This window comes from Shewanella sp. MF08487, assembly GCF_050848685.1.
In the GTDB taxonomy this organism is placed as follows: domain Bacteria; phylum Pseudomonadota; class Gammaproteobacteria; order Enterobacterales; family Shewanellaceae; genus Shewanella; species Shewanella glacialipiscicola.
The window spans coordinates 25,220-39,671 of sequence record NZ_JBOZPB010000025.1 but is presented as its reverse complement, the minus strand read 5'-3'; the positions used below and the strand labels follow the sequence as shown (position 1 = coordinate 39,671).

Genomic DNA, 14,452 nt, shown 5'->3' with positions numbered 1-14,452 from the left:
TCAGATCCCCTCAGCTTTAGCGATGTTAACCAAAAACGCTTTGAACTCAGGTACCTGTGTGTTTGCATCACCGACTTCTGTGGTAAGCACGTTACAGGAGTAACTTTTACGAGTTAACGCATTATGGCTGCCGTGACGGGGTAACCCGACTGTATGGACTAACTGGCCATTCACCTTTAACGGTTGCAGACGTTTAGTCACTAACGCTTTGGTTTGTATACTGCCGCGCTTAGAGCTGACAGTAACCCAATCACCGTTAGCAATCCCTTTCTCGGCCGCTAACACTTCGTCCATTTCGACAAAGGTTTCAGGCATAGAAATAGCCGCTAAACGAGCATGGGTTGACCAGAAGTTAAAGTGCTCAGTGACACAATAAGTCGTCGCCACATAGGGGAAGTCTTTATGTGAACCTAAGGTTTCTTTTACGCCCGGTAACATACGCACCGCTGGGTTACTGGTCACTTTGTGCAGTGGGTTCACCCCAATAGGTGACTCCATCGGCTCGTAGTGCTCAGGGAACGGACCTTCTGCCAACAGTTTGAGGGCAAAGAAACGACCCACACCTTCAGGTTGCATGATGAAGGGACCTGCCGATTGCTGTGGCGTTAACTTCATATTGAAGTCGCCCACATCAATGCCGTGCCACTTGCCATCAACCCATTCAACGATTGTGCGTTTAGGATCCCAAGGTTTACCGTTGATATCGCAAGAAGCGCGGTTATACAGCACACGACGGTTTGCTGGCCAAGCAAATGCCCAACCCGGTGTCACCCCTTTACCTGACGGATCATGGTTATCGCGTCGGGCCATTAAGTTGCCTTCTTCGGTCCAAGAACCCGCATAAATCCAACAAGCACTTGCCGTACTGCCATCATCTTTAAGTTCTGCAAAACTACTAATTTGACGATTAGTCAGCAGATCTTTACCGTTAAGCTCCCGGGCCACTTCTTCAGCATGTGGTGACAATGGGTTATGGTAATCCCAGCTAATAGCATTTAATGGTTCAGGCAATTTACCGCCCTCTTGCTTGTACAACTTACGCATTTCCATCAACACACCAGAGAGAATTTCCGCATCTGGTTTAGCTTCACCCGGTGGGTTAGCCCCTTTCCAATGCCACTGCATCCAGCGACCAGAGTTCACAATCGAACCCTCTTCCTCGGCAAAACAGGTTGTCGGTAGACGGAACACTTCAGTCATGATTTCAGCAGGATTAACCTCGTTGAAACCATCGGCGTTTTGCCAGAAGGTTGCGGTTTCCGTTGCCAGTGCGTCAAGTACCACCATATATTTAAGATTACTCAATGCTTTGAGTACCTTATTACGGTTTGGCATAGAGTTAATGGCGTTAACACCTTGGATAATGTAACCATTTACTTCACCGTGATAGGCCATATCTAAGTGTTTAGTAAAGTCGTACTGTTTATCCCATTTAGGTACCCAGTCATAACCAAAATCATTGGCTGCTGTCGCGTTATCACCCCAGTAACTCTTCATTTGTGAAATAAAGAATTTAGGATAATTTTGCCAGTAGTTGGTCTGATCGGGACGCAATGCAATCGGCGTATTATGCTTAAGATAAGTCTTAAGATCGGTGTCTTTATCACTCGGTAACTTAAGGTAGCCAGGTAAGCTTTGACACAGTAATCCCATGTCTGTCGCGCCTTGCACGTTAGAGTGACCACGTAGTGCGTTAACACCACCACCCAGCACACCAATGTTACCCAGCAGTAATTGCACCATCGCCATAGAGCGAATGTTTTGTGCGCCTTTAGTGTGGTGTGTCCAACCTAAGGCATACATAAACGTCGCCGCTCGGTCGTGGGTATGCGTGCTACCAATTTGTTGGCAAACCACTTCATAATCCGCAATCGGCGTACCGGTAATATTACTTACTGTTTCAAAATCATAACGATCCACATGCTGCTTCATTAAGTTCCACACACAGCGTGGATTTTCAAAGCTAGGATCGATTTTTGCGTGACCTTGTTCGTCTAATTCGTAGTACCAAGACTCTTTATCGTAGCTATCGGTTTCTTCATTAAAACCACTGAACAGACCTTCATTGAAGGAGAAATCTTCACGGACTATGTAACCTGCGTTGGTATACGCTTTTACGTAATCGTAGTTAACCTGTTTAGTTTCAATTAGATAACGGATCACCCCTAATAAGAAGGCAATATCGGTACCTGAGCGTAAAGGTGCGTAGTAATCCGCAACCGCAGCGCTACGGGTAAAGCGTGGATCAACCACCACTAATTTGGCGTTGTTATGTTGCATTGCTTCCGTTACCCAGCCGAATCCGACAGGGTGAGCTTCTGCAGCGTTACCGCCCATAATAATAATAACGTTAGAGTTTTTAATATCGATCCAGTGGTTGGTCATGGCACCACGTCCAAATGTCGGAGCAAGACTTGCTACCGTTGGAGAGTGTCAGTTGCGCGCAATAGTATCGATTGCAACTAGGCCCAGTGCCCGTGCAAATTTTTGGGTAATATAGCCACCTTCGTTCGGCATCGCCGACGAGGTCATCATCCCAGTGCTTAGCCAACGGTTAACCGTCGTCCCAGCGGAGTTCTTTTCAATTAAATTCGCATCACGATCATTTTTTAGCAGGCGAGCGATGCGTTGAAACGCATCATCCCAACTAATACGCGTCCATTCATTACTGCCTGGCGCACGATATTCTGGGTATTTAAGACGGTTCGGACTATTAACATAATCCACCAAGCCAGCACCCTTAGGACACAAGGCCCCACGGTTCACTGGATGATCTGCATCCCCTTCGATATGGAAAATAGTTTGCTCGGCATTCTTGCCATTACTACCCTTGCTATACATCAACAATCCACAACCCACTGAGCAATAACAGCAGTTATTGCGGGTTTCTTTCGCGCTAATGAGTTTGAACTCGCGAACGGCCGCATAGGCCTTTTCGGACATCAATCCCAACGCTGAAATTGCTGAAGTGGCAGCTCCGGCAGCACACAGTTTAAAAAACTGGCGTCTGTTCATAGCGTCCTCTCACACTCTTGTCGTTATGAGTCTGGTGATTGCAATGGTAAATTTTGCAACCGACTGAGTGAGCCTCGTTAAAGACCACACTTAATTTGAGATTATCCTAAAATAGAAATTGGATGACAAATAATGACATGAGATCTAGATCGCAAATAACCAACCAAAGAACTAAAAACCAAAAATTAGGCAAAAAAAACCAATAAAAAGAACTTAAAACCAAAAAAATAAATAAATACGATATTAAAAGCCAAAATAACCACACGGACATATTGTCGCGCAAGGCAAGTACAAATAGTCCCACTAGTGCGACATTTAGTTATTAAGAACATGCAAAACAATCAAATACTGAATATGCGAACACTTGAAAAGGTTGTTTTTTGTACAGAAGTAAAATTAGAAATTGACAATGTAAAGAAAGGTGAAAAAAATTGCCTGTCCGCGGTGTTAAACGCCCTCAAAGTACAAAGTTAAAAATCCTTAAAAATGGACAAAAAGTATAAAAAAAGGCTCAAGCTAATTGCTTGAGCCCACACTTTCAGCATTTTTATGCGCTTCCACCTGTTAATGCTTTCCCGCATCGAACCATTTAAACACTGGGCAGCGTTCCTGCTGGCAAATACAGGTTAAAGCTGGCGCAATAAAGTAGATCAATAGCCGCCTCAATATCGGGGGCAAAATATCTGTCTTTATCGTAATAGGCGACCACTTCACGTAGTTCGGCTTTGGCCTTAGCCACGGCTGAACTTGGCACTAACGGCGCACGAAAATCCAATCCCTGCGCTGCCGCTAACCATTCAATCGCTAATACGCCGCGGGTGTTTTCGCTCATATCACGTAAACGGCGCGCCGCGAAGGTCGCCATAGAGACGTGATCTTCTTGATTGGCCGAGGTCGGTAAGCTGTCTACCGATGCGGGATGGGCGTAGGTTTTATTCTCTGACGCCAATGCCGCAGCCGTGACTTGAGCAATCATAAAACCTGAGTTCACCCCACCGTTTTTCACAAGGAAAGGGGGCAGTTTCGACAGGCTAGAATCGATCAATAGCGCGATACGACGCTCAGCAATGGAGCCTAGTTCAGCAATCGCAATCGCTAAGTTATCCGCCGCCATAGCAACGGGTTCAGCATGGAAGTTACCGCCTGAAATGATATCGCCCGTGTCTTGGAACACTAATGGATTATCGGTGACACCATTGGCCTCAGTGCCTAACACATCGGCCGCGTGGCGAATTTGGGTCAAACAAGCACCCAGCACCTGTGGCTGACAGCGCAGTGAGTAAGGATCTTGCACCTTTTCACAGTTTGCATGGCTAAGGCTTATCTCAGACTCTTCGCCCAATAGATGACGGAAAATCATGGCCGAATCGATTTGACCCTTCTGACCACGGGCTGCATGGATGCGAGGATCGAACGGGCTACGACTGCCCATCGCCGCTTCAACACTCATGGCGCCGATCACTGAACTTGCTGCAAACAAGTCTTCGGCGTGGAATAACCCTTCTAACGCCAGCGCAGTCGAGGCTTGTGTACCATTAAGCAAAGCTAGCCCTTCTTTGGCCGCTAAATCGATTGGCTTAAGGCCGGCGATTTCTAAACCTTCGGCGGCGGAAATTAACTCACCTCGATAGCTCATTTCGCCTTCGCCCAGCATAGGCAAACACATGTGCGCCAGTGGCGCTAAGTCACCCGAGGCGCCAACAGAGCCTTTTTCTGGCACGCAGGGATACACTTCGGCGTTCACTAAACTGATTAAGAAGTTAATCACTTCTAAACGAATGCCTGAAAAACCACGGCTTAATGAGTTGATTTTTAACACCATCATCAAGCGCACTGTGGCATCTTGCATGTATTGCCCCGTGCCAGCGGCATGTGACAACACGATAGAACGTTGCAGCAATTGCAGATCTTCGGGCGCTATCTTGGTATTGGCCAACAAGCCAAAGCCCGTGTTGATGCCGTAAACGGTACGGCCTTCATCCAACACTTTTTGCACGATTTGCGCACTGGTGTTGATATCGGTAATGGCCTCTGGTGCGAGTTCCAGTGTCAGCTTATGGCGGCTGATTTCGCGCAATTGCGCTAGGCTCAAGCTGCCCGGCGTTAACACTAAGTGATTCACAGATTTCATATTTTTAGCTCCAAGCTTTTAGTTATTATTGTTATTGAGTCGTTAGCATCGGCTTGTCTTGCATAGGTAAATCGAGGCCCTGCTCCTTGGCGCAGTTTTTCGCAATCTCGTAGCCCGCATCGGCATGACGCATCACGCCTGTCGCGGGGTCGTTCCACAACACGCGGCCAACCCGTTTTGCCGCCGCATCTGTGCCATCACACACAATGACCACACCCGAATGTTGGCTAAAGCCCATGCCGACGCCGCCGCCGTGGTGCAGCGACACCCAAGTTGCGCCGCTGGCGGTGTTGAGTAGTGCATTCAATAATGGCCAGTCGGATACCGCATCTGAGCCGTCCAGCATAGATTCGGTTTCACGGTTCGGGCTGGCAACAGAGCCAGAATCTAAGTGGTCGCGACCAATTACCACGGGCGCCGACAACTCACCATTTTTAACCATTTCGTTAAAGGCTAACGCCAAGCGAGCGCGATCTTTTAAGCCAACCCAGCAGATACGCGCTGGCAGACCTTGGAAGGCAATACGCTCGCGCGCCATGTCTAACCAATTGTGTAGGTGTGGATTATCGGGGATCAGTTCTTTGACTTTAGCGTCGGTTTTATAGATATCTTCTGGATCGCCAGATAACGCCACCCAGCGGAATGGACCAATACCTTCACAGAACAGCGGGCGAATATAAGCAGGTACAAAGCCTGGGAAATCAAAGGCGTTTTCAACGCCCATCTCAAACGCCATTTGGCGAATGTTGTTACCGTAATCTAAGGTAGCTGCACCGGCAGTTTGCAAATCGAGCATGGCTTGTACTTGCACCGCCATCGAGGCTTTTGCCGCCTTAACTACAGCAGCTTCGTCGGTTTTACGCATGACGGCGGCCTCAGCCATAGTCCAACCCTGCGGTAGATAACCGTTTAATGGATCGTGGGCCGAGGTTTGGTCGGTTACGACATCAGGTGTAACGCCGCGCTTAACCAGTTCAGCAAACACATCGGCGGCGTTCGCTAATAAGCCCACTGATACTGGCTTGCCAGCTTGGTTTGCCTCTTCAATCATCGCCAATGCTTCATCGAGCGAAGTGGCTTTTTTGTCGACATAACGAGTGCGCAAACGGAAATCGATGCGAGTCTCGTCGACTTCACAGGCTAACACCGAGAAGCCAGCCATAGTGCCCGCCAGCGTTTGTGCGCCGCCCATGCCACCTAGCCCGCCAGTGAGGATCCATTTGCCTTTGGAGACACCCTCAAAGTGCTGTTTCGCTACAGAAACGAAAGTCTCGTAGGTGCCTTGAACTATGCCTTGAGTACCAATGTAGATCCACGAACCCGCCGTCATCTGGCCGTACATGGCCAAACCTAGCTTATCTAACTCGTTGAAATGCTCCCAGTTCGCCCAATGTGGTACTAGGTTTGAGTTAGCGATTAATACGCGCGGCGCATCGGCGTGGGTGCGAAATACACCCACAGGTTTGCCCGATTGCACTAATAAGGTTTCGTCATCTTCGAGGCGTTGTAAGACTTCGATGATTTTGTCGTAGCAATCCCAATCGCGGGCGGCGCGGCCAATACCACCATAGACGACTAAGTCTTCTGGGCGCTCGGCAACATCGGGGTGTAAGTTGTTCATTAACATGCGCATTGGCGCTTCGGTCAACCAGCTTTTGCAGCTTAATGTTGTTCCATGCGGTGCAATAATGCGGCGGCTTGGGTCGTGGCGCTTATCCATTGAATTTTCCTCTTTCAACCTGTGGTGCTAACTCGTATTCGCTAAGTCGCTAATACGGGTTAGCACTATTGTTTTTATTGTATTTTTATCTTTTAACTTATAAGGGTACAGCTATCAAAGTTACTGATTTACATTGTTAATAACGCCACTGGCGTTACTTACTAAAGGTTAAGTGGCCGCCGAGTTTAAAGCGGCTACCGGGATGAACTAGCCTTGCAAAACTCACGACACCTTGGCGCGACCAAGTACGGCGTAAAATCTGTAAACAGGGCTCAGTGGCGGGGATTTCGAGCCTTTGCTGTAATTCGGCGCTGGCGATAATCGCCTCAATCGTATGGTGTGCTTCGGTGAGCGGCGCTATCTGCGACAAATATTCGTGGGGTGTCTGCTGGGTAAAATCCTGCAATAAATAATCGGGCACCAACTCGGGATTCACATAACGCTCCTCGACTTGCAGCGGTAAGCCCTGCTCGCAATGCACTAAGATCGAATGGAAGACTGCCGCACCATGCTCAAGCCCAAGGGAAATTGCGATACTCGTACTCGCCACGACTTGTTCTAACACCCATTGCTGCACGCTATAGCCGTGGCCGCGGTCTTTTATCTCATCGGCAATATTGCGGATCGCCAACATAGATGACTGGGATTTACGCCCAGCGACAAAGGTGCCAAGCCCTTGGGAGCGTTCGAGTACGCCGCTATCCGTCAGCTCGGTTAACGCACGCCGCGCCGTCATCCGGCTACAGGTAAACAATTCAGCGAGTTGATTCTCAGACGGTACACGGGCATTTTCTTCCCACTCGCCCGACTCGATACACGCGATAATGTATTGCTTAATTTCGGCAAACTTAGGAATAGCCAAGACATTTCCTTTAAACTGAGATAATAAATGCGAGCGAATAAGCTCACGCTAGCGAATGTAACGACGCTTTCAAACGATTAAAATAGCGGCTACAATCCTAGCTTGTATATACAAGAAAATACAAGCTAGCTCACATAATTTTCAATGATAACGACTGCGCAGGGGCAAAATGCCAGCACAGCGAGGGGAATACATGTCTTGGGATCAGGTTTGGATAGACGTTAACTTAGCCACTATGGACCCTTCCATATCAACACCTTATGGCGCGATTACCAACGCGGCTATCGCAGTAAAAGATGGCAAAATTGCTTGGTTTGGCCCCCGCAGCGAACTGCCCGCCTTCGATGTGTTGTCCATTCCCGTTTACAGGGGCAAAGGCGGCTGGATCACTCCAGGATTGATTGATGCCCACACACACTTAATCTTTGCCGGTAATCGCGCCAATGAATTTGAGTTACGCCTACAGGGCGCGAGTTACGAAGCAATAGCCCGCTCGGGTGGCGGCATTATTTCAACCGTTAAGGCCTGCCGCGAAGCAGATGAAGCAGAATTATTTGAACTCGGCCGCCAACGCTTAAACGCGCTCGCCAAAGAAGGAGTGACTACGGTTGAGATCAAATCGGGTTACGGCTTAGATACTGAAACTGAATTGAAAATCCTGCGTGTCGCCCGCGAGCTCGGCAAGCATCACCATGTAGATGTGAAGACCACATTCCTCGGCGCCCATGCGATTCCGCCAGAATATAAAGACAATAGCGATGGCTATGTCGACTTAATTATCAATAAGATGCTACCCGCAGTGATCGCCGAAAATCTTGCCGATGCAGTGGATGTGTTCTGCGAGAATATCGCCTTTAACCTTGAGCAAACAGAACGCGTACTCAGCGCAGCCAAAGCAGCGGGATTAGAGATTAAGCTCCATGCCGAGCAGTTAACTAATATGGGTGGCAGCGCACTGGCCGCACGTCTTGGCGCTAAGTCTGTGGATCATATCGAATATTTAGATGAGGCAGGTGTAAAAGCCTTAAGTGAAAGCGGCACCTGCGCCGTACTACTGCCAGGCGCGTTTTACTTTTTGCGGGAAACCCAAAAACCACCTATCGATTTACTGCGTCAATACGGCGTACCTATGGTTCTGGCGAGCGATTTCAACCCAGGTTCATCACCCATTTGCTCAACCCTGTTGATGCTGAATATGGGCTGTACCTTGTTCCGCTTAACGCCAGAAGAAGCCTTAAAAGGCCTCACCTTAAATGCCGCCAAGGCACTCGGGATTGAAGATAATGTCGGCAGTTTAGTCGTTGGTAAACAGGCCGATTTTTGCCTGTGGGATATCGCCACGCCTGCGCAGTTGGCCTACAGCTATGGCGTCAACCCCTGCAAATATGTGGTGAAGAATGGCAAGTTAGTACACCAATAGAATGCGCGTACTCGCCGCAAATGTGGCATAAGTAGAAAATAAAATAAGGTCGCAAAATCAAACTTGGCGACCTTATCTTGTTTAATAGCTCGGTTTGTTTAACAACAGGATTTAAGCTTAAGCACTGGCACCATTTTCTAACTGCTCATCTTCTTGTTTTACCAGCTTATGCTCGCCCTCATTACAGCCAATTTTCCAATAGCTCGAGGTATAAAAATGGCTCTTGGGCAGTGAATGCGCTTGCTTGAAGTGTCGTCTTAGCGCGCGCATGCTGTTAAATTCACAAGCAATCCACACGGCGGGCTCGCCAGTAAGCCAAGGTAATTGGGCAATCCGCTCAACCAAAGGGCGACCTTCGGGATCGGCCTCAGGATTGATCACCCAATGCAGCTCAATATTTTCGGGATGCACAAGAGGCTGAATGTCGGCTTCGCTCAATACTTCAATCACAGCGTAACCCACTGCATTGTTTGGTAATTGTGCCAGATTCACGCTAATTGCGGGCAAGGCGGTCATATCACCTGCGAGTAAAAACCAATCTGCCTCAAAGTTGATCAGTTTTTTAAGTCCGGGTCCGCCAATTTGAATGAGTTCGCCCACCTGCGCCGTTTTCGCCCAACTCGACGCGGGGCCGTCGGTATCGTGCAGCACAAAATCCACATCGATTTCATCATCGCGTTGCTGACGGATAGTGTAAGTTCGCATTAATGGACGCTCACCCGCTTGTGGGAATAACAACTTGATATAGGCACTCTCTTGATCGGCAGGAAATCCAGCCAATCCCGCACCGCCTAAGGTGATGCGTAACATATGCGGGGTGATATAAGTGCTGCGGATAACTTGTAGCTCACGTGGCGGCGGCTTATTCATTGTGACTCTCCTCAATTAAAGGCTCTACACCTGCGTGTTCTGCTATTAGCTGTGGTGTAATACTTATTTTTTCCACAGAGCTTTGACGCTCAGTAGACAATCTTTTTTGCATTACGCTATTCGCGCTAGCGGCCTCATCGACACTCTTACTTATTCTGTTGGCAAGTTGAATAAAAGTGTCGACTTCATCAGGGCTGAGTGCCTGCGTCATGTGCGCGACTGTTTTGCGCTCAGAGATATTGACCTGCCTCATAATTTTTTCCCCCTCAGCCGTTGGCCGCAGTAACTGGCTACGACCATCTTTAGGGTTATCCACTTTAGTAATCAAGCCACTCTGCTGCAGTTCATTGAGCACTCGAGTGATTTGCGCTTTATCCCGCTGCATCCGCAGGGCAATAGACTGAGCCGTTGATTCTGGATTACGACAAATTCCCTTTAATGCACGGATATGAGTGACAGGTAAATTAATCTCTTGTGCAGCAATATCACTACGTAATTGTTTTTTATAGGCATGGACTAAGGTGTGCAAGGTTTCGCTCAGTGACAATGACTGCATAACAAACTCTCTAAATAGCTGACTATATCAACAATATTGAATTTAATTGACTAAGTCAACTATATCAAGTCATAAGAGGATGACATACCGCTTAACATTTAAGGCTAAGCTTGCACGCCCCTGTGATGTGCAGCAAATAAGCACATTTTTATGATTAAATCGGAAAAATGTCCGTTTTTTTATAGAAAAAATCCTCAATGATTCATCTACAACAAAAATGATCTTCTACAAAAAATGATGGATTAACCTATGTCTACACTAATGAGCTGTATCGGTGTTGCTGTTCTGATCTTGATTGGTTATTTATTCTCTGAGAATAAACGCCATGTAAAATTTAAAACGGTTGGAGGCGCATTAACTCTGCAAATTCTACTGGGTGCATTTGTAATGTTTGTACCAGTAGGTGTCACTATTATTGAAGCCATGAGTAGTGGCGTCAACAGCGTTATCGCGTTCTCGAATGCGGGTTTAAGCTTTGTTTTTGGCGACTTAGCCAATTATAAAGTGGGTTTCGTTTTCGTGATCAACGTCCTATGTGTCGTGATATTCATCTCTGCGTTGATCTCAGTTCTATACTATTTAAAAGTAATGCAGTTTGTCATCAATATCATTGGTGGCGTGCTTGCCAAAGTATTAGGTACCAGTAAAGCTGAATCACTCTCTGCTACAGCCAATATCTTTGTCGGCCCGATTGAGGCGCCTTCGATGGTGCGTCCACTCGTAAAAAACATGACTCGTTCAGAGTTATTTGCCGTGATGACAGGCGGATTAGCCAGTGTTGCCGGTGGTACTATGGTGGGCTACATCAACCTAGGTATTGATCCTAAATATATTCTCACAGCCTGTTTCATGACCGCGCCAGCGGGTCTGTTATTTGCCAAGTTATTGTGTCCACAAACAGAACAACATTTAGTCAAAAATGAAATCGAAATTGATGCAGCAGAGCAGCCTAAAGGTTTACTCGAAGCCATTACCGATGGTTCGTTAATGGGGATGAACCAAGTCATCACTGTTACCGCATTATTAGTGTCGTTTGTCGCGCTTATCGCTTTATTAAACGGACTCATTGGTGGTTTTGGTCACTTGTTCAGTATTGATAATCTTACGCTAGAAATGATCATTGGTTACCTACTGGCACCACTGGCATTTTTAATGGGTGTACCTTGGTCAGAGGCAATACAAGCAGGTTCAATTATTGGGCAAAAGATTGCCATTAATGAGTTTGTTGCTTACATCCATTTTTTAGAAATCTCCAGCACCCTGTCAGATAAAACACAGGCAATTGTCGTGTTCAGTCTGTGTGGATTTGCCAATATTGGCTCCCTTGCCATGGTCGTCGGTGGCATCGCTGCTATGTGTCCAGATAAAAGAGAAATTATCTCTCAAATTGGTCCAAAAGTTCTTTTGGCAGCCATTTTAGCTAATTTAATGTCCGGCACTATTGCTGGCGGCCTAGTGTCTTTAATATAAATTTTGAGGTGAAACATGTCGACTCCACATATCAATGCAAATCCAGGTGATTTTGCAGAAACCATTATCATGTCAGGCGATCCACTGCGAGCAAAGCTCATTGCGGAAACCTATTTAGAAGACGTTAGAGAAGTCACGAATATTCGTGGAATGTTAGGCTTTACAGGCACATATAAGTCTAAAGCCATTTCTGTTATGGGCCATGGTATGGGGGCACCTTCAGCCTCTATCTACTTTCATGAACTCATGACAACCTTTGGTGTGAAAAACTTTATTAGAGTCGGTAGTTGCGGTGCAATATCAGATAATATCCACTTAAAAGATTTGATTGTGGCTATGGGCGCTTCAACTGACTCTAAAACAAATCGAATTCGATTTTTAGATCACGATCTTGCCGCCATCGCAAACTTCGAGCTATTACAAGCGTGCTATGAAGTGTTAAAAACAACCTCAGTTACGTTTAAAGTCGGTAATGTATTTTCATCAGATCTCTTTTATCGCCCTAATGAAAACGATTACGCTGTAATGGCAAAATATGGCGTACTTGGTGTCGAGATGGAAGTGAATGCGCTTTATACACTTGCTGCTGAACATCAATGCCGCGCGCTCGCACTGTGCACAGTCACAGACCATATTACTCGCCATGAATATTTAACCGCGGATGAACGCAGAACCGATCTGCATGAAATGGTTAAAGTGGCATTAGAAACCGCACTTAAAATATAACGGTCTTAATATCACCCTAAAGACTACACGTTAATAAGTGGCTAATCCTTTTAGCCACTTATTTATTATAACTAGACAGTAAATAAAACTCACAAGATCAATCCACAGCCTCAATGTTGCATATATAAGTATAGATTGCTATTCAATAGCGCAAGCGTATAATCAAATGTTAAATTACATGCTATTGACTACAGTACAGATACTTATGGAAGACATTACTACTATTGTTAAGGCTATTGGTATTGCAGAGATTAAGTACAGTAAGAATACCTACTTACTTAGACAATCTAAGCAAGTGTCAGAATTACTATTTTGTAATAATGCCAGCTTAACAATATCTTATATCAATTCAAGTGGTAATGAGTTTATTCTAAAAGTAGAAGATGACTATACCGGTTTTTTAGGTGAGATGGAGTTTTTCCAAGAAAACAATAGCTCTTTATTTAGTGTGCGATCTAATAAATCAGGCACATTATATCGGATATCTAAAGCTAATTTTATAAAAATTGTAGAAAAAAACTCAGATATGTTTATGTATATTACTTCTTTGATTACTAAACGATATAATAGAAATATGCACGAGCTCATCAGTAATCTAACACAACCGACTAAAGCCAGCATTATCAACCAAATATTAGAAGCGAGAAACCTAGCTAATGAAGAACAGTTTAAGCTATCTTCCACATTAGGCGCTAAAAAACTCGGCATTACAACGCGCTCATATCGACGTATTATTAATGAATTAATTCAAGAAGGGAAAATAATAAAAACCAAACCTTTTTACCAAATAATAGATCTTTAAAAACCTAGTTGACTATTTATTAGCGCCGACATACTACAATATAAGTAAACCACTCACTTAATTCATATAAAAATATGAAAATAGAGCTACGTTATATTCAAATAAAAATATCGATTTATTTATCAACCGATATTTTATACCTGCTACTATATTGATAAATCAAAAATTATACTTAGTGCGAACTTCATTTAGCAACACTTGCCACTGTGGATAACGGGCTAACTCGTCACCCCATGGAGCCATAGTCTGCACCATATCGGGCTTCTTACCTTGTTTTAACTGATATAAATAAACAAATGCTGAGGCGCGATAGTTAGCAAAGCAATGCACTAAAATATCTTGGCCTGCGTGCGCATCCATAGCCTTAAAGAAGGTTTCCACATCGGTAAGTTGTGGATTTTGCCAATCGACCGGAATATATACATACTCCATGCCTGCTTGCGTCACCCACTTAGCCTCATCTTGATGAGCACCTTTATTGTTATCAGGCATCAGATTAATCACCACATCAACACCGGTTTGTTTAAGTTGAGTAAATTGCGACTCACCTGGTAAACCAGAACTCAGCAATTGGCTATTATTTTGCTGCAATGCACTAATATCATTTATCTTTTCAATATTATCTATGTCGGCATACACGAGTGGTGAACACAGCAATAAGGCAATCAACGCGGCTTGTTTCATTAAGCGCTTCCTCGGTAGATTTGAAGATTAATAATCACATGGATAATGCTGTGATAACTCAATTCAGCCAAAGTTCAGATCATGACCCTGCAATCCGCGCCTTATATCTAACGCTGTGACGCAAGACAGATTTTTTATCTCTGAGGTTCAGCTCTAGGCTGTAAATTTATCGATAGTGCACATAGCAAGTGCGTGT

At 45.6% G+C, this 14,452-nt stretch carries 11 protein-coding genes; 4 read left to right on the top strand and 7 right to left on the bottom strand.

Annotated features, from left to right (window positions below; all coding sequences use genetic code 11):
* The 4 genes from fdnG to hutC all read right to left on the bottom strand — a co-directional run bounded on the left by fdnG (position 1) and on the right by hutC (position 7,728).
* Complete coding sequence (gene fdnG / locus ACRN9H_RS15935; protein ID WP_432315035.1) at positions 1 to 3,015, bottom strand: formate dehydrogenase-N subunit alpha; 3,015 nt, start codon at positions 3,013 to 3,015, stop codon at positions 1 to 3.
* A 589-nt stretch (positions 3,016 to 3,604) separates the two neighbouring features.
* Complete coding sequence (gene hutH / locus ACRN9H_RS15930) at positions 3,605 to 5,146, bottom strand: histidine ammonia-lyase (RefSeq protein WP_432315033.1); 1,542 nt, start codon at positions 5,144 to 5,146, stop codon at positions 3,605 to 3,607.
* A gap of 31 nt (positions 5,147 to 5,177) precedes the next feature.
* Positions 5,178 to 6,866, bottom strand: coding sequence for a urocanate hydratase (gene hutU, locus ACRN9H_RS15925; RefSeq protein WP_432315032.1), 1,689 nt, complete (start codon positions 6,864 to 6,866; stop codon positions 5,178 to 5,180).
* Positions 6,867 to 7,020: 154 nt separating this feature from the next.
* Positions 7,021 to 7,728, bottom strand: a complete 708-nt coding sequence (gene hutC, locus ACRN9H_RS15920) for a histidine utilization repressor (protein ID WP_432315030.1) — start codon at positions 7,726 to 7,728, stop codon at positions 7,021 to 7,023.
* A gap of 193 nt (positions 7,729 to 7,921) precedes the next feature.
* On the opposite strand from hutC, the gene hutI reads away from it, so the two are divergent.
* The gene (gene hutI, locus ACRN9H_RS15915; protein ID WP_432315029.1) at positions 7,922 to 9,148 is read left to right on the top strand and encodes an imidazolonepropionase; all 1,227 of its coding nucleotides are present in this window, start codon (positions 7,922 to 7,924) and stop codon (positions 9,146 to 9,148) included.
* A 117-nt stretch (positions 9,149 to 9,265) separates the two neighbouring features.
* Here the strand turns inward: hutI and ACRN9H_RS15910 are convergent, their stop codons facing one another.
* Both ACRN9H_RS15910 and ACRN9H_RS15905 read right to left on the bottom strand, forming a co-directional pair.
* Positions 9,266 to 10,018, bottom strand: coding sequence for a siderophore-interacting protein (locus ACRN9H_RS15910; protein WP_432315027.1), 753 nt, complete (start codon positions 10,016 to 10,018; stop codon positions 9,266 to 9,268).
* Positions 10,011 to 10,574 carry a MarR family winged helix-turn-helix transcriptional regulator gene (locus tag ACRN9H_RS15905; protein ID WP_432315025.1) on the bottom strand — a complete coding sequence of 188 codons (564 nt, stop codon included), beginning with the start codon at positions 10,572 to 10,574 and terminating at the stop codon, positions 10,011 to 10,013. Before ACRN9H_RS15905 ends, ACRN9H_RS15910 begins: the two co-directional genes overlap by 8 nt.
* Before the next feature lie 249 nt (positions 10,575 to 10,823).
* On the opposite strand from ACRN9H_RS15905, the gene ACRN9H_RS15900 reads away from it, so the two are divergent.
* The 3 genes from ACRN9H_RS15900 (at position 10,824) to ACRN9H_RS15890 (ending at position 13,572) form a co-directional block, all read left to right on the top strand.
* Complete coding sequence (locus ACRN9H_RS15900; RefSeq protein ID WP_432315023.1) at positions 10,824 to 12,044, top strand: NupC/NupG family nucleoside CNT transporter; 1,221 nt, start codon at positions 10,824 to 10,826, stop codon at positions 12,042 to 12,044.
* 15 nt (positions 12,045 to 12,059) lie between these two features.
* Entirely contained in the window at positions 12,060 to 12,770 is a 711-nt protein-coding gene (deoD, locus tag ACRN9H_RS15895; protein WP_432315021.1) for a purine-nucleoside phosphorylase, read from the top strand.
* A gap of 205 nt (positions 12,771 to 12,975) precedes the next feature.
* Positions 12,976 to 13,572, top strand: a complete 597-nt coding sequence (locus ACRN9H_RS15890) for a Crp/Fnr family transcriptional regulator (RefSeq protein WP_432315019.1) — start codon at positions 12,976 to 12,978, stop codon at positions 13,570 to 13,572.
* A 159-nt stretch (positions 13,573 to 13,731) separates the two neighbouring features.
* Here ACRN9H_RS15890 and ACRN9H_RS15885 read toward each other — a convergent pair whose 3' ends face one another.
* Entirely contained in the window at positions 13,732 to 14,256 is a 525-nt protein-coding gene (locus tag ACRN9H_RS15885) for a protein tyrosine phosphatase family protein (RefSeq protein WP_432315017.1), read from the bottom strand.
* Between the last annotated feature and the right edge of the window lie 196 nt (positions 14,257 to 14,452).